General features: G+C 67.1%; 14 protein-coding genes. 6 read left to right on the top strand and 8 right to left on the bottom strand.

The genetic code is table 11. From position 1 onward, the window contains the following. Nucleotides 1–28: 28 nt before the first annotated feature. The gene (locus D1409_RS06455; RefSeq protein WP_123535273.1) at nucleotides 29–1,750 is read right to left on the bottom strand and encodes a Cdc6/Cdc18 family protein; all 1,722 of its coding nucleotides are present in this window, start codon (nucleotides 1,748–1,750) and stop codon (nucleotides 29–31) included. Between the two features lie 1,071 nt (nucleotides 1,751–2,821). Here D1409_RS06455 and D1409_RS06450 point away from each other — a divergent pair. From D1409_RS06450 to D1409_RS06435, 4 genes are all read left to right on the top strand, one after another. Next, nucleotides 2,822–3,463, top strand: a complete 642-nt coding sequence (locus D1409_RS06450; RefSeq protein ID WP_123535271.1) for an Era-like GTP-binding protein — start codon at nucleotides 2,822–2,824, stop codon at nucleotides 3,461–3,463. Between the two features lie 4 nt (nucleotides 3,464–3,467). Next, nucleotides 3,468–3,857, top strand: a complete 390-nt coding sequence (locus tag D1409_RS06445; RefSeq protein ID WP_123535269.1) for a DUF2073 domain-containing protein — start codon at nucleotides 3,468–3,470, stop codon at nucleotides 3,855–3,857. Between the two features lie 6 nt (nucleotides 3,858–3,863). Continuing rightward, nucleotides 3,864–4,799, top strand: a complete 936-nt coding sequence (locus tag D1409_RS06440) for an OapC/ArvC family zinc-ribbon domain-containing protein (protein WP_123535267.1) — start codon at nucleotides 3,864–3,866, stop codon at nucleotides 4,797–4,799. A gap of 129 nt (nucleotides 4,800–4,928) precedes the next feature. Further along, a complete protein-coding gene (locus D1409_RS06435; RefSeq protein WP_123535265.1) occupies nucleotides 4,929–6,443 on the top strand; it encodes an aldehyde dehydrogenase family protein in 1,515 nt (504 codons plus the stop codon). 313 nt (nucleotides 6,444–6,756) lie between these two features. On the opposite strand, the gene mdh is transcribed toward D1409_RS06435, so the two are convergent. Further along, nucleotides 6,757–7,680 carry a malate dehydrogenase gene (gene mdh / locus D1409_RS06430; RefSeq protein WP_123535263.1) on the bottom strand — a complete coding sequence of 308 codons (924 nt, stop codon included), beginning with the start codon at nucleotides 7,678–7,680 and terminating at the stop codon, nucleotides 6,757–6,759. A 161-nt stretch (nucleotides 7,681–7,841) separates the two neighbouring features. Between mdh and D1409_RS06425 the strand changes: the two genes are divergently transcribed. Further along, nucleotides 7,842–8,576: an Sjogren's syndrome/scleroderma autoantigen 1 family protein gene (locus tag D1409_RS06425; RefSeq protein ID WP_123535261.1), complete on the top strand. Its 735-nt coding sequence runs from the start codon at nucleotides 7,842–7,844 to the stop codon at nucleotides 8,574–8,576. Between the two features lie 38 nt (nucleotides 8,577–8,614). Here D1409_RS06425 and D1409_RS06420 read toward each other — a convergent pair whose 3' ends face one another. The 3 genes from D1409_RS06420 to D1409_RS06410 form a co-directional block, all read right to left on the bottom strand. Beyond that, nucleotides 8,615–9,133 (bottom strand): redoxin domain-containing protein, encoded by a 519-nt coding sequence (locus D1409_RS06420; protein ID WP_164471585.1) that lies wholly within the window; start codon nucleotides 9,131–9,133, stop codon nucleotides 8,615–8,617. A gap of 144 nt (nucleotides 9,134–9,277) precedes the next feature. Next, nucleotides 9,278–11,833 carry a DEAD/DEAH box helicase gene (locus tag D1409_RS06415; protein ID WP_123535258.1) on the bottom strand — a complete coding sequence of 852 codons (2,556 nt, stop codon included), beginning with the start codon at nucleotides 11,831–11,833 and terminating at the stop codon, nucleotides 9,278–9,280. 93 nt (nucleotides 11,834–11,926) lie between these two features. Beyond that, nucleotides 11,927–12,250, bottom strand: coding sequence for a hypothetical protein (locus D1409_RS06410; RefSeq protein WP_123535256.1), 324 nt, complete (start codon nucleotides 12,248–12,250; stop codon nucleotides 11,927–11,929). 74 nt (nucleotides 12,251–12,324) lie between these two features. Here D1409_RS06410 and D1409_RS25705 point away from each other — a divergent pair, with 74 nt between their 5' ends. Continuing rightward, nucleotides 12,325–12,624: a hypothetical protein gene (locus D1409_RS25705; RefSeq protein ID WP_123535960.1), complete on the top strand. Its 300-nt coding sequence runs from the start codon at nucleotides 12,325–12,327 to the stop codon at nucleotides 12,622–12,624. Between the two features lie 30 nt (nucleotides 12,625–12,654). Here the strand turns inward: D1409_RS25705 and D1409_RS06400 are convergent, their stop codons facing one another. Genes D1409_RS06400 through D1409_RS06390 form a run of 3 tightly spaced genes read right to left on the bottom strand, consistent with a single transcriptional unit; the run spans nucleotide 12,655 to nucleotide 15,909 of the window. Then, the gene (locus tag D1409_RS06400; RefSeq protein WP_123535254.1) at nucleotides 12,655–13,278 is read right to left on the bottom strand and encodes a diacylglycerol/polyprenol kinase family protein; all 624 of its coding nucleotides are present in this window, start codon (nucleotides 13,276–13,278) and stop codon (nucleotides 12,655–12,657) included. Nucleotide 13,279: 1 nt separating this feature from the next. Further along, nucleotides 13,280–15,064 (bottom strand): glycine--tRNA ligase, encoded by a 1,785-nt coding sequence (glyS, locus tag D1409_RS06395; RefSeq protein WP_123535252.1) that lies wholly within the window; start codon nucleotides 15,062–15,064, stop codon nucleotides 13,280–13,282. Continuing rightward, nucleotides 15,061–15,909: a CBS domain-containing protein gene (locus tag D1409_RS06390; RefSeq protein WP_123535251.1), complete on the bottom strand. Its 849-nt coding sequence runs from the start codon at nucleotides 15,907–15,909 to the stop codon at nucleotides 15,061–15,063. Before D1409_RS06390 ends, glyS begins: the two co-directional genes overlap by 4 nt. Nucleotides 15,910–15,982 lie beyond the last annotated feature (73 nt).

Here is a 15,982-nt window from a genome sequence, read left to right as displayed (position 1 = left end):
GCAAAACTGGGCTGCCGGGATCGAAATCTCAGTCGTTGTCGTTGTCGAAGCGCGTCTGGACGAACGGCTGCGTGTCCTCGATGTCCGAGAGCCGCGAGTCCGAGAGGAGGACGGCTTCGGTCTCGTCGATGGGGACCGACAGGGAGATCTCCTTCGTGCGGCCGTAGCGGCCCTTGCTGACGACGACGGCGTTGACGATGCCGAGCATGTCGAGTTCGGAGATGAGGTCGGTGACGCGGCGCTGGGTGAGCGTGTCGACGTCGATCTCCTCGCAGAGGCGCTGGTAGACGTTGTACACCTCGCCGGTGTTGATGTTGTGGACGCCGTTCTTCTCGAGCATGATGATCGCGAAGAGGACGAGTTTCGACTGCGTGGGGAGGGTGCGGACCACCTCGACCACGCGGTCGAGTTCGATCTTCTCCTGGGCCTTGCGGACGTGGTCCTCGTCGACGTCGTCGGTCTGGTCGCGCTCGGCGAGTTCTCCCGCCGTCCTGAGGAGGTCGAGCGCGCGCCGCGCGTCGCCGTGTTCCTGCGCGGCGAAGGCCGCGCACAGCGGGATGACGTCGTCGGTGAGCGCGTCGCCCTCGAAGGCGACCTCGGCGCGGTGTTCGAGGATGTCGCGGAGTTGATTCGCGTCGTACGGCGGGAAGACGATCTCCTCCTCGCCGAGGCTCGACTTGACGCGCGGGTCGAGGAAGTCGGTGAACTTCAGGTCGTTCGAGATGCCCATGATCGAGACGCGGGAGCGCTCGAGTTCGGAGTTCATCCGGGAGAGGTTGTAGAGGGTGTCGTCGCCGCTCTTCTCGACGAGCTTGTCGATCTCGTCGAGCATGATGACGACGACGCGCTCGTGGTAGTCGACGGCGTCGAAGAACGTGCTGTAGACGCGGTCGGTCGGCCACCCCGTCATGGGGACGTGTTCGAACGACTCGCGGTCCTCGCGGAGCGACTCGATGCGCTCCTCGAGGGCTTCGACCGAGTCGTACTCCGTCTCGGCGAGCACGGAGCCGTCTTCGCTCGCGCGCTCGCGGAGGTCGGTGAGCTCCGCCACCTCCTCGTCGATGACCGCCTCGTTCTTCTCGATGAACTTGTTGGCGAGCTGTGCGAGGACGCGGTACTGGGTGTCGGTCACCTCGCAGTTGATGTACTCGACCTCGCAGGGGACCTCGTACTTCTGGGAGGTCGATTCCAGTTCCGTGCTGACGAACTTCGCGCTGGCGGTCTTGCCCGTCCCGGTCTTCCCGTAGATGAGGATGTTAGAGGGAGAGTCCCCGCGGAGTGCAGTCACGAGGATGGTCGCCATGTTGTTGATCTGCTCCTCGCGGTGGGGGAGCTTTCGCGGCGTGTACGAGGGTCGCAGCACCTCCTTGTTCTCGAAGATCGGGTCGCCCGCCAGGAGGTCGTCGAACAGTCCTTGCGACGCCTCTTCGGGTTCGTCCGACCCCACGTCGTCGAGCATTACGTCGTCGAGGGCTGTCGAGTCGGGATCCCTGCTCCCGTCGTCGGTGCCCGAGCCGATGTCGACCGATGGGGAGGTCCCCGAACCGCCTCGAACGGCCGGTGGCGAGTCCGACGCCTCGTCGGTGTCGGTCGAGTCGCCGGAGCCGTCCGACGGTCCGTCGCCGTCGAGCGCTGTTCGCGACGTCTCCTCGCCGGTCGACGCCGGTGCCGGTTCGCCGTTTCCGTCCGCTCCATCCACGAACCGATGTGAATCGAGCGTCGTGTCCTGGTCTGTGTCGTCCCCGTCCATGATAGTACGATTCCGAACCCCTCTGTTTCGCGTGGAAGTGCGGACAGTTCCCCGTGGAACGCGTCTCACACCGAACAATTCGTCGCCGTCCGCCGGTTTCTGCAGACGCGACGAGTCCAGTTGAACCACAAGAACCCGGGGTTGATACGATATTAAATATTTCGGTGACGGTCGCAGACGTATCGACTCCACGCGCGAGAGATCGGGATCGAACACCGGATACGAGCGGTGAGGACGGGGATATCGCGATGGACTCCGACGAAGGCGGGGGTGAGACGAGAGTGAACCGACCTCGACCTCGCCGGGGATACTGTTGAACTGCTAACCAGTAGGGCGGGAACCCCCCCACCCCTTCGTTTCGGGTGGAATAGACAAAGAGAGGGTGGGGGGTGTAGCGGAGATCGAGAAGCCCTGCTAGAGAGAAAGCTTTACCACCTAGTCACGGTAACCAAAGCCGCACCAGAGAGAAAAGTAATTTCCACTGGGTTTTATGTCTAGTTGTAGAGCGTCTATGCTTCCTAGTTATCGGCGAATTACTTCGACCCATTCTAGACTAGCAATCAATCACTGAGAGGCATCTCGTTCCGTCGTCGCTTCGAGGTCACATCTGATTCGCTCTCGAACCCGTCCCGGGGGGTGCCGCAGTTCCACTCGAAACAAAGGGGTGGGGGTTGGGGGACAGTCCTGCTCGTCTACAGGTCGAGCCGGCCTTCGGACGATGTCGAGCCCGTCGTCGGACGAGGTTGAGTCGGCCGTCCGACGAGGTCGCTCCGTCGCGACGTTCCAGTCGACCGCAACCGATATCGGATCTGGTCGGACCAGTCTTCACACCTCGACTGCTGACTCGCCCTTCCTGGTGACGTACTCCACTCGAACCGGTGGGGTAACGGTCGGGACATATCATGGAATTTTGATACAATATCGTCCCACTCTACATATTCGCCGCGAACGGCTTCGAACCGTCCGATCCTGGCAGTTATTATCATAAATTTTATGTACGTCTGACGTAGGCTTAAGTGAGTCGGCGCGGCTTATTCGCTCAGATGCGCCCCTGTGGCGCAGGAGGATAGGATGGGACTGTTCACAGAACTCAAAGACAGCATCTCACGGGCAGCATCGACGCTGTTCTCGGAGGAAGACCCGAAACGTATCGGCATCTACGGCCCGCCGAACGCGGGGAAGACGACGCTCGCGAACCGCATCGCGCGTGACTGGACCGGCGACGCGGTCGGTCCGGAGAGTCACATTCCCCACGAGACTCGACGCGCGCGCCGGAAGGAGAACGTCGAGATCGAACGCGACGGCAAGAAGGTAACCATCGACATCGTCGACACGCCCGGCGTGACGACGAAGGTCGACTACACGGAGTTTCTCGAACACGACATGGAGAAAGACGACGCGGTGCGTCGCTCCCGCGAGGCCACGGAGGGCGTGGCCGAGGCGATGCACTGGCTCCGCGAGGACGTCGACGGCGTGATCTACGTCCTCGACTCCACGGAGGATCCGTTCACGCAGGTCAACACGATGCTCATCGGGATCATCGAGAGCCAGGACCTGCCCGTGCTGATCCTCGCGAACAAGATAGACCTAGAGGAGTCCAGCGTCCAGCGGATCCGCAACGCGTTCCCGCAACACGAGACGACGGAGCTGTCGGCGCTGGAAGGAGACAACATGGACGAAGTATACGACCAGATAGCGGAGTACTTCGGGTGATATCATGGCGGAAGCAAAACATCCCGAAGACGAAGACGGTGTCCAGATCGACCTGATCAGTGCCGAGCGGATGGACGGCAAGACGACGATGGAGAAGATCCGGATGATCCTCGACGGCGTCCGGGACAACAACATCGTCATCCTCGAAGCGGGGCTCACCCCGGACGAGGAGTCGCGGCTCATCGAGGTCACGATGACCGAGATCAGCCCCGACGAGTTCAACGGCATCGAGATCGAGACCTACCCGAAGTCCCAGGCCGACGACTCGAGTCTGCTCGGGCGCCTGATGGGCAAAGAGGAGACCAAGAAACTGACCGTCATCGGTCCGGCCAACCAGATCGAGACGCTCCACAAGGACGAGACGCTCATCAGCGCGCTCGTCTCGCGGAAATAGCCAGGCATGCCCCACCAGTGTACGAACTGCGACCGGACGTTCGACGACGGCTCGAAGGAGATGTTGTCGGGCTGTCCGGAGTGTGGCGGCACGAAGTTCCAGTTCCGGCCCGACGGCTTCGACGGCGGGTCCGGCGAGAGCGGCGCCGTCGACGCGGGTCCGACCGACGATTCGGGCGGAACCGACCCCGTCGCCGAGTCGCCGCCGGAACCCACCGACCGACCGGGCGACACGGTGACCCGAACGGTCGGCAACGCGGCCGCGACGGTTCGAGACCTGGTCGGCGGCTCAGCCAGCGAGGACGCGACGCGGGCCAAACCACCCCAGCAGACCGCGGGACCAGCCAGCGCGGACGGCCGGGAGTCACCGGCCGACGGCGGTGACGACGACATCATCGTCGCCGAGTCCGACCCCACGGCGGCCGAGGACACGGCCCAGGCCGACGCCCGCACGCAGCTCGTCGAACCCGACGAGATGCCGGGGACCGACGGATTCGATCCGGCCGAGACGGACGGCGGCGAATCGACCGACCAGCCGGCGGACGACGACCGGTCGATGGCCGACGACCCCGGACGCCTCGCGGACACTCCGGCGGACGTCGCCGAGACGGCCGAGACGACGACGGCCAACGCCGCGACGGACGAACCAGCAGTCGACGGCGCCGGCAGCGACGCCGAGTCCGAGCAGTCGGTCGCGGACGAACCGGACGCCGAGCGGTCCGTTGCGGACGAACCGGACGCCGAGCGGACCGACCGCCCGGAACTCTCGGAACTCCGGAAGGAGCTCAACGACCAGTTCGAGAGCATCCGCGTCGTCGAACCCGGACAGTACGAACTCAACCTGATGGAGCTGTACGACCGCGAGGAGTACATCATCGCCCTCCAGGAAGACGGTCGCTACAGCATCCAGGTGCCGGACACCTGGCGGCAAGCGGACGCCTGACTATCCTCCTGCGCCACCGTTCGACCCGACCACGTCCCGACGTGGCGGTCCACTTCGGTGCCGTCAACATTCGCACCGACCGCCGGATTTAACACGATCTTTTTGTCGCTTCCGCTGCCACGATACCGTATGGCACAGCAGGCGCCACACCCATCGGAGGGACCGCTCTCTGCCGGGACAGACTGGGGGTTCCAGTACGTCGACGGCGAGTGGCTCGAACGGGGGGACCGGGACGGCATCGAAGTCATGGACCCGTCGACGCGAGAGTCGATAGCGACTGTTCCAGCGGGGACGCCCGAGGACGTCGACGCGGCGTACGCGGCCGCGGAGGCGGCGCAATCGGAGTGGGAAGAGACGCCGCCCCATCGGCGAGCGTCGGTGATTCGTTCGTTCGTCGCCGCTCTCGAGTCGCAGTTCGGTGAGATACAGTCGCTGCTCGTCGCGGAGTCGGGGAGCGCCGCGACGAAGGCCAAGTTCGAGGTGATGACGGCGACCGGCGTCGCACGGGAGGCAGCGAGCCTCCCGACCAGGCTGTCGGGGGAGTACAAGGACTCGCTCATTCCGGGGAAGGACAACCAGGTCAAGCGCGTCCCGGCGGGGGTCGTCACGGTCGTCACGCCGTGGAACTTCCCGCTCAGTCTCGCCGCCCGGGCGGTCCTCCCGGCGCTCGCGCTGGGCAACGCCGTCGTCCTGAAACCCGCGCCCGCGACGCCGGTTTCGGGTGGACTCGCCATCGCCCGACTCTTCGAGGAAGCGGGGCTCGACCCGGGCCTTCTGAACGTCGTGACGGGTCGCGACGAAACTGTCGGAGACCCGATAACTGGGCACAGCGCGGCCGACGTTGTCGCGTTCACCGGGTCGACCGAGGTGGGGAAACGCGTCGGGAAGCGGGCGGTCGAGTCGCTCGCGCTCCCCGCACTCGAACTCGGGGGGAACGCGCCGTTCGTCGTGCTCGACGACGCGGATCTCGACGCCGCGGTCGACGCGGGTGTCTACGGCACGGTGTATCACAGCGGGCAGGCGTGTATCTCGATCAACCGCCACCTCGTCCACGAGTCGCTCGCCGACGACTACGTCGACCGACTCGTCCGCCGCTTCGAGGACTTGCCGGTCGGGAGCGCGCACGACGACGAGACCGTCGTCGGGCCGCTGATCGACGAGCGACAGCGCGACAGCGTGCTCGGATTCGTCGAGGACACCGTCGAAGCCGGTGCCGCACTCGAAACGGGGGGCGAGACGGTCGACTTGGGGGGAGTCACCGACTCGCTCGTCGTCGCGCCGACGGTGCTATCCGACGCGGCGAACGATATGCCGGCCGCCTGCAACGAGCACTTCGGGCCGGTAGCGCCGGTGATCCCGTTCGCGAACGACGAGGAGGCGGTCGAACTCGCGAACGACACGGAGTACGGCCTCGCGGCGGCGGTGTTCGGCGGCGACCTCGGGCGGGCGGAGACGGTCGCGGACCGCATCGACGCGGGGATGGTTCACGTCAACGACCAACCGATAAACGAAGAGCCACACGTCCCGTTCGGCGGCCGGAAGGCCTCGGGTATCGGCCGCTACAACGGCGAAGCCGCCATCCGCGAGTTCACCGAGGAGAAGTGGGTGTCCGTCCAGCGGACTCGGCGGCGCTACCCGTTCTGAGGGGAACTGCCTGCACGGCACCCGTTCCGCGCGGGGGTGCCTGGACGCCCCTCGGACGGTTCGAAACTTGCCCCGTGCAGGCACAATCGTTATACTCTCTCACGGCGATCCCCCGTCCGACGGAGGTGTTTCCGTGCGCGGAGAGCGTTCACACGTCGACGAGTGGGCATCGCTACTGAACGAACGCGTCTCGGAGGACGCCCTGGAGGGCGGTTGCCGACGCGACGACCACCGGGTCGCTCACGATCCACGCCAGAGCGGTTGAGAATCGATATCTCGGCGCGACGCTGCGCCGTCGAACCGGCGCTCGTCGTCAGTCGTCGCTCGTCAGCTGGTCGTACTGGTCGGAGAGCTTCTCGGCGGCGTCGTCCATCAGGTCCCGTTCGTAGTCGCTCAGTTCCCACTCGACGACCTCTTCGACGCCGTCGGAACCGAGTTTGACGGGGACGCCGAAGGCGGTGTCCTCGTAGCCGAACTCGCCGTCGAGGACGACGGAGCCGGGGAGGACCTCGCCGGTGTCGCGGAGGATCGCCTCGACCATGTGGGCGACGCCGGTGGCCGGGCCCCACTGCGTCGCGCCCTTGCGTTCGATGACGTTCATCGCCGATTCCTGGAGGTCTTCGAGGATCTCGTCGCGCTCGTCGGCGGAGAACTCGGGGTCGCGGCCGTCGACGCGGACCTTCGAGAACACGGGGACCTGGGCGTCGCCGTGTTCGCCGAGGATGGTGGCCTCGACGTTGCCGACCTGCGTGTCGAAGCGCTCGGAGAGGACGTACCGGAAGCGCGCGGAGTCGAGTCGGCCGCCGAAGCCGACCACTTTCTCGCGTGCGCGCTCGCCCGTCTCGTAGAGGTGGCGGTTCAACAGGTCCACCGGGTTTGAGGTCGTGACGGTGACGAAGTCGTCGTTGTGCTCGGCGATCGAGGAGCCGATGTCGTCCATGATCGGCGCGTTGTCGCCCGCGAGGTCGATGCGCGTCTGACCGGGCTGGCGCGGGATGCCGGCCGTGATGACGACGACGTCCGACCCGGCCGTGTCCTCGTAGGTGCCCTGCCGGACGGTCGTGTTCGAGTCGTAGGCCACGCCGTGGTTGGCGTCCGCGGCCTGGCCGATCGTGACGTCCTCCTGGTCCGGGATGTCCACGAACACCAGGTCGTCGACGATGTCCCGAAGGGCCAGATTGTACCCCGCTGCCGCCCCGACGGTGCCTGCCGCACCGACGATGCTAACTTTCGTCATACCACGTGATTTGTTCCCACGTTGAGGGGGTAAAACTATCGGAACCCGCTCGTTTCCCCGTCAAACGTCCATTCTGTGTTCGACAGGCGTCGATATATGTTGTACATCTCGCGGCCGCACGTGGCGACGGCCTTTTTGGCGGGCGCTGGTATCGTACGGGTATGAGCGACTTCGACAAGGAAGCCGAGCGCGAGCGGCTTCGCGAGAAGTACGAGCAGGACCAGCAGAAACGGGAGGCGAGCGAGCGGATGAGCGACCTCCTCCTGAAGGGCGCGACGATGACGAACGCCCACTGTAACAACTGCGGCGACCCCATCTTCCGCTACGACGGCGACGAGTTCTGTCCCACCTGCCAGCAGGTCGTGACGAACGAGGACGCGATGGAAGCCGAAGCCGGCGAAGGAGCCGACGAAGAGGCGGCCCGGACCGGCGGAGATGCCGACGGCCAGGCGGCGAACGCGGCCAACGGAGACGAGAACGCCGACGCGGCGTCGCCCGACCACATCGAGATCAAACAGCCCGACGGCCCCGCGGTACAGACCGGGAGCGACACCGCGGGCAACGCGAACGCGAACGCCGACCGACAGACGGCCGACGACTCGCCGGCCGGCGCCGACGAATCCGCGGAGACCGCGGGAACTGGTTCACAGCGGGACCAGCCGCAGTCACAGCCCGCGCCCGCTCCGTCGACGGGACGTGACGGGCAGCCGACGGCCCCGTCGACGCAGGGGAGTACCGACGAGGAGTTCGGCGCGGCGCGCGCGTCGCTGGTCCGCACGCTCCGTACGCACGCCGAGCGCGCCGAGAACTGCGACGATCCGCGCCGCGCACGCGACCACCTCGCGGCCGCTCGCGAGGCGGCCGAGACGCTGTCGGCGCTGTCGGGTTCGTACTGAATCGAAAAGCTCCGTCGAGTCCCCCGTTTCTCGCGCTTCTACGCGATCGCTTCGAGCGCGGCGTCGAGCGCCTCCTCGGGAGTCGGACACTCCTGGAGGGTCTCGCCGCCCTCGGAGTGGACGAGTCGCGGATACTTCGAACGCGTGTCGAGGACGCCGATCCCCGGCAGCGTGTCGACGCCCAGCTCGATGTCCGAGAAGGCGTCGAACCGCGGCGTCCCGTCGGTCATCGCGGTCGCGGCCCCGGCGTCGGCCTCGGCGGCCGACGGCCCCTCCGAGGAGTCCGCGAGGACTGGGTAGTCGAGATCGTAGCGCTTGCGCCAGTAGCCCGCGCGCTCCTCCGTGTCCGAGAGCGCGCCGACGACGGCGACGTCTTCCGCGGCGAACTGGCCGAACGCGTCGCTGTACGCCGAGGCCCGTTCCCGTGATACCTGACAGTAGTGGTCTCGCAACAGGAGTACGACCACGGCGTCGAACTCGGCCGCGAGATCGTCGCTCGCGACCGTGGCCGGCCCTGGCCCCCCGTTCGGCAACTCGAACCTGACTATCCATTGCATGCCGTCGCTCATTTATTGCCCCCTGGCAGTATCAACATTGAACCCGGGGGTAATCGTTGTTGTGATCGGTCAGAATCTCGACTCGAAACGAAGGGGTGTCTGGCCGGGGCGGACTCCCCGATTTCCGGCGGTTCGGCCGGACGATCACCCGTCGTAGTCGCTTCCTACCACTTCGCGTATCCGTTCGGCGGTCACCTCGCCGACGCCGTCGGCCGTCTGCAACTCGTCGGCGTCGGCGGTCAGGACCGCTTCGACGCTCCCGAACTCGGCCAGGAGTGACTCGGCGGTGACGGGGCCGACTTCGGCGACGCTGGCGACGACGTACTCCTGCTGTTCGGCGAGTGTCTTCGAGCTCTTCTCGCCGTGGACGCTCACCGTTCGGTCCTCGTCCTCCTGCTCGCGGGCGGCGATCACCGAGAGTAGCTCGGTGGTCTCGTCCTCGTCGGTCGTTCGGAGGACGCTCGCGCCGAAGTCGACCGCGAGCGAGGCCAGCGCGCCCCTGATCGCGTTCGGATGGACGTTCCGTTCGCCGTAGAGGTCCTCGCCCTCGATCACCACGATCGGACGGGCGTAGTAGCGCGTCGCGTCTTTGACCTGCTCGAACATCGAGCGCTCGTCACCGCCGGTGAGCGTGTCGAGGAAGTCCGAGACGGTCTTTCGCTCGACGACCACCCGGTCGGAGAGCACGTAGTCGCCGACCGCCAGCGTCTCCAGGCGAGTCTCCACTTCGTCCTTCCGCGAGAGGTCCTTCGCGATGGCCGCGTCGAGTTCGCGCTGGTCGACCACGACCTCCACGGACTCCTCGTCGTCGGCGCTGGCGGTCGCGATCTCGCCCTCCGGGTCGTCCCGGTCCGCGGATTCCGTCGCCGAATCGTCGTCCCCCGCGAACGCGTCGAGCCCCGCCTGTCCGTCGCCGTCGTCGGTCGCTTTCGAGGCGGTTGCGACTTCGCCGTCGGACGCTGACGATTCCTCACCGTCGGTTGCGGACTCCGCCGCTTCGGTTGCGGAGTCGTCGGTTTCGGATACGGAGTCACCGCCGGTAGATGCGGTTTCGCCCCCCGTTTCGTGTGCAGCGGACTCGCCCGCGTTCACCGATTCGCTCCCGCCCTCGTCGAACTCGGCGACCTGCGTCTGGCTGGTGAGTTCGCTCTCGATCTCGCCGGTGATCGACTTCAGCGAGCGCAGTTCCTCGCGCATGCGCTTCTGGTCGTTGCGGGCCTTCCAGAAGTACGCCTCGTCGCGGGTGTCCTCGGCGAGGAGGACCGACACGGCGCCCTCGGTCTGGCGCCCGGTTCGGCCCTTGCGCTGGATCGCCCGGATGGCGGTCGGGACTGGTTCGTAGAAGAGTACGAGGTCGACTTCGGGAACGTCGAGGCCCTCCTCGGCCACGGAGGTCGACACGAGCACCTCGAACTCGCCGGCGCGGAACTCGTCGAGCGTGTCCTGTTGCTGGGTCTGGGTCATCCCGTCGCTGCCCTCCGTGTCGGACTGGCCGACGAACTTCCGGGCCGTGAAGTGCTCGTTCAGGAAGTCCGTCAGCGTCTCGGCGGTGTCCCGGGACTCCGTGAAGACGATGACGCGCTCTCCGCCTTCGATGCCGAGCGTCTGGGCTATCAGCATCCGCGTCCGGCGGAACTTCGGGTGCAGGTCGTCGTAGTCCTCGGCTCGCCGGATCGCCTCTCGAACCTTGGGCTCGGAGATCATCCGCTGGTCGGCCTTCGACGCCCCGGACGACCGGGCGGCCTGCTTCTGGCGCTCGAAGTACCGGCGGAGGCTCTCCACGCTCTGGGTCTCCGCGTAGGTGACTGCGGTCCGGATCTTCCGCACCTCCGCCAGCAGGCTCATCCCCTCGTACCCCTCTGACTGGTCGTTGTTCATCAGCTCCCGGAGCTTCCCCTGGATCTTCTGGATCTCGCGTTCGGACACGTCCGGCTGGCTGGTGTTGGTCACGCCGAGTTTCTTCAGCTTCGAGAGGCGCTCCTGGATGACGTCGTTGAGCGCGTCGCGGATCTCGACGACCGTCTCCGGGAGTTCGATGCGCTCCCAGTCGACGCTCGTCTCGTGGGTGTAGGCGTCAACGTCGGCGTCGTCCTCGGTCATCACCTCGACCTGCCGGAGCCCGAGGTTGTGACACACTTCGAGGATGGCCTCCTCGTCGTCGCCGGGGGAGGCGCTCATCCCGGTCGCGAGCGCATCGCGGGCCTGTTCGTGGTAGCGCTCCGCGATGTAGTTGTACGCGTAGTCGCCGGTCGCGCGGTGGCACTCGTCGAACGTGCAGTGGACCACGTCGGACAGATCGATCCGCGATCCCACCAGATCGTTCTCGACGACTTCCGGGGTCGCGACGACGACCCGGGCGCCCGACCAGAGGTCGGCGCGGGCGTCGGGGCGGGTGTCGCCGGTGTAGACGACGATCTCGTCGTCGGGGACCTCCAGGGCCTCGCGGTAGAAGTCGGCGTGTTGCTGGACGAGGGGTTTGGTCGGAGCGAGCAGGAGGGACTTGTTGACCACGTCGCCGGCCAGTCGCTCGGCGGTGACCAGCAGGCTGACCGCCGTCTTCCCGAGTCCGGTCGGGAGACAGACCAGCGTGTGCGTGCGCAGGGCCGCCTCGGCCAGCTGGCGCTGGTAGCCCCGGTCCTCGAGGAATCCGTCGACCAGGAGCGGCCCCTCGATGCCGTCTCCCTCGTCGGTCGTCGCCATTTGTCTGGGGTTGGCCGCCCCCGCGGTTAAGCCTTCAGGTAGCGCGGTGGAAGTGAAACCGGCGTGCTCCGCGGCCGCTGTCGCCCGGACGGCTCAGGGCAGATCGACGAGCGCGAGGCCGTCTTCGCTGTCCTCCAGCCGGGCGTTCGGGAGCGTGCAGGGCCACTCGTCGTAGTCGACGGGGAGGTCGGACTCCCCGTTCTGCCAGCGCTCGTAGTTCACGTCCTCCCAGTTCACGTCGTACTCGGCGTGGTCGCCCCAGCCCAGCCCGTCCCACGTGTTCGCGTCGATCTCGGGCGAGGGTTCGAGATAGAACTCGCCCACTTCGTCGTCGTAGTCGACGACCGTCCCGATCGGCTTCCCGCGGTCGGAGACGGTCTCGCCGAGGTAGTCCTGCCAGTTCGGGTCTTCGAGCATGGTCGTCGTAGCCGCGGTTCGAGCAAGAGCGCCGGGCCTGCCGTGGCAAGCCCGAACCGCGACCTTGCTGTGTCATACTATCATACGCTCGCGAAACCGACTTTACGCGGTCGCTCGACGACTTCTTCGCGCGCCTCCGCGACGGTGATCGGGTCGCCTACGGCAGCGACGACATCGACCGGGCCGTCGAGTACGGCGCGGTAGACACCGCGCTCGTTTCCGCGGACGTTCCGGTCCAGCGCCGGACGGAGATCGAGTCCGACGTCGCGGAGCAGGGCGGCGAGACGCTCGTCGTCCCGGACGACGGCGAGCGGGGCGCGCGCTTCGCGGAGCCGTTCGAGGTCGGCGGGCTCCTGCGGTATCAGGTCGAATGAGGCGGGACGACCGGAACGCGCGTCGGCCGCTCAGACCGGGCTGGCGGGCAGGAGTTCGACGGCGACGTACATGACGACGGCGCTGGCGAGCGGGATCGAGAAGTTGTCGTCGACCACGTAGCCGCGGATAACGGGCTTGATCCCGTCGGCGAGGGTCGCGGCCGCGCCGCCGAGCACTGCCGCCAGCGGCGGGACGAACGGCACCGCGAGCAGGGTCGCGACGGCGAAGGTGACGAGCAGGACGGTCACGTCCTTGGCCGTCCGTAGCTCCCCGGAACCCAGCAGGCCGCTGACGGGGTCGGCGATAGTCAGCATCAACAGCGCGGGGACGGCCACGTCGGACGGGTCGAGGCCGGGGACGATGGTCTCGGTCGTCGGCGGGAACGCCAGCGCGACGACGGCCATGCTGAACACGGCCAGGAAGTAGCCGGCGAGGTTGTCCTGTTCGTACTCGCGGGTGAGCTTCTCGTAGATCCACCAGTCGAGGCCGACGACGAGGCGGACGACTTCGAGGACGAGCGCGACGCCGAGGCCGGCGACCAGCAGCGCCTGGACGTGGCGCCACTCGAACGCGGGCACGAACAGGTACGCGAGCGGCACCGCTGTCCCGCTGGCGTGGACGAGCCGCCGTGCCACCTCGTCGCGTGTCGTCACGCTATAGCTCCGAGAAGGACAGTTCGCCGTCGCGGAGCGCTTCGAGCGTCGCGGGGACCTCCTCGACGGGGATCCGTCGCTGGGCGGTCGTGTCGCGCTCGCGGACGGTCACTGTGCCGGGCGCCCCCTCCGATGCGTCCTCGGCCTCGCCGATAGTGGCGTAGTCGACGGTGACGCAGAACGGAGTGCCGACCTCGTCCTGGCGACGGTAGCGCCGGCCGATGGCGCCCGAGTCGTCGTAGGCGACCGAGAGACCGCGTTCGCGGAGGTCGGCGGCGACGTCGCGGGCGTGCTCGCCGAGGCCGTCGCGGTCCATCAGCGGGAAGACGCCGACGGTCGTCGGCGCGACCGCCGGGGGGAGTTCGAGGAACGTCCGCTCCTCGCCGTCGACCTCGTCCTCGCGGTAGCAGTGGTCGAGGACGGTGTACAGCGCGCGGTCGATACCCAGCGACGGCTCGACGACGTGGGGCGTGATGTGCTCGCCGGACTCCGTGACCTCCTCGACGGCGAACCCGGTCTGGCTGACCGGCACTTCGTGGCTCTCGCCGTCGACGTCGACGGTAACGCTGCCGTCCTCGCCGGCGTCCTCGAACGCGTCGGGGTCGGACTCGGCGAGTGCCTCCAGCGCGTCGGCCACGTCGCCGGCCGCGCCGCCGAACTCCGGCCCGAGGGCACTCATGTCGGGGTCGACGGTGGGCCGTTCGACAGTGACCGGTTCGTCGTACTGCTTGAATATCGTGTAGTCCTCGTCGGAGTACTCGTCGTGTTTCGAGAGGTCGTAGTCCGAGCGGTAGGCGAAGCCCGCCAGTTCGATCCAGTCGCCGTCGACCTCGGCCTCGGCGTCCCAGCAGTCCGCGGCGTAGTGGGCCCGCTCGCCCGAGAGGTGCTGGCGGAAGCGGAACCGGGACATGTCGACGCCGATGGACTCGTACCACTCCGCGGCGACGCCGAGGTAGTAGGCGATCCACGGGTCGGCGACGAGCCCGCGCTCGTGGGCCTCGCCGACGGTGATCTCGAGGGGGTCGCTGTCGTCGTCCTCCTGCTGGTCGACGCCGTAGAACGGCGCGACCACGTCCGAGACGGACGAGAGGTCGGGGCCCTCGCCGTCCTCGGGGTCGATGAACAGCTCCAGTTCGGCCTGCGTGAACTCCCGCACGCGCAGGAGCGACTTCCGCGGGCTGATCTCGTTGCGGTAGGCGCGGCCGACCTGGGTGACGCCGAAGGGGAGCTGGTTGCGGGCGTACTCCGCGAGCTGCGGGAACTCGACGAAGATGCCCTGGGCGGTCTCCGGCCGGAGGTAGCCCGGCGAGGACGAGCCCGGGCCGATGTTCGTCTCGAACATGAGGTTGAAGTCCTCGATGGCCTGCCCGGCGAGGCCGGTGCCGCAGGTCGGACAGACGAGTTCGTACTCCTCGATGATCTCGCCGACGCGCTCGGGGCCGAGGCCCTCCGCTTCCTCGTAGTCGGTGTTGTCCTCGACGACGTGGTCGGCGCGGTGTGACTCGCCGCACTCGGGACACTCGACGAGCATGTCGTCGAAGCCGTCCAGATGGCCCGACGCCTCGAAGACGGGTTCGGGCATGATCGTCGGCGCGTCGATCTCCATGTTGCCCTCCTGGAGGGTGAACCGGTCGCGCCAGGAGTTCTCGATGTTGTCCTTGAGGCTCGCGCCCTGCGGGCCGAAGGTGTAGAAGCCGGAGACGCCGCCGTAGGCGCCCGCGGACTGCAGGAAGAAACCGCGTCGCTTGGCGAGTTCGGCCAGGTCCGGGCTGTCGCCCTCGCTCATCGAAGCGCCTCCAGCAGGTCCATGTCCCGGACGATGCCCTCGAGGTCGTCGCCCGAGACCATCGGGATCTGCTCGATGTCGTGTTCGATCATCAGCTGCGCGGCCTCCTGGACCGTGCGCCGACCGCTGATGGTGACGAGATCGCTGGTCATGAACTCCGAGACCGGGCCCGCGGGGATCTCGACGTTCCGGGTGGGCATGTAGCGACTGCCGACGGCCTTGACGCTCTCCCACTTCCAGTCGTCGTCGTCGCTGGCGAGGTTGTCGCCGGTCTCCTCCTCGCCGTCGACGACGCGGGCCACGTCGATGATGTCGACCTCGGTGATCATCCCGCTGGTCTCCCCCTCCTCGTCCAGCGCGACGCCGTAGGGCACGTTGCCGTGGGAGAGCTCTCGCTCGGCCACGTGGAGCGGTGCGCCATCGTAGACGCAGTTGATTTCCGTGGTCGCGAGTTCCTCGACGGTCACGTCGCCGTCGACGTCGCCGGTGGCGATCGCGCGGACCACGTCGGTGATGGTGACGATCCCTTCGAGGCGGCCGTCGACGACCGGGACCCGGCGCGCGCGCTCGTCGACCATCAGGGTCGCGAGCTCCTCGAGACTCGCCTCGGCGGTGACGGTCGGCACTTCCTCGACGAGGAGGGCCAGCTGGTCCTCGTCGGGCTGGTCGATCAGCGCGTCCCGGGAGACGAGACCGCGGAACTCCTCGCCGTCGTCGCCCTCGGTGACGACGGGGACGGAGGAGAAGGACCGCTCCTGGAGGTACTCGAGGACGTCGTCCCGGGTGCCGGGTAGTTCGACCGTGACGAGGTCCTCGCGGGGCGTCATTACGTCTGCGACGTTCATAGTACAGCGTACTCCCAGCCCCAAATACTAAGACCTTACACTTCCCCGGTCACGGTTCACACGGAACCGGTCG

It is taken from the genome of Halosimplex salinum (genome assembly GCF_003730195.1).
GTDB classification, from domain to species: domain Archaea; phylum Halobacteriota; class Halobacteria; order Halobacteriales; family Haloarculaceae; genus Halosimplex; species Halosimplex salinum.
The sequence above is the reverse complement of the archived record's forward strand: the minus strand, read 5'-3'. Positions and strand labels throughout refer to the sequence as shown.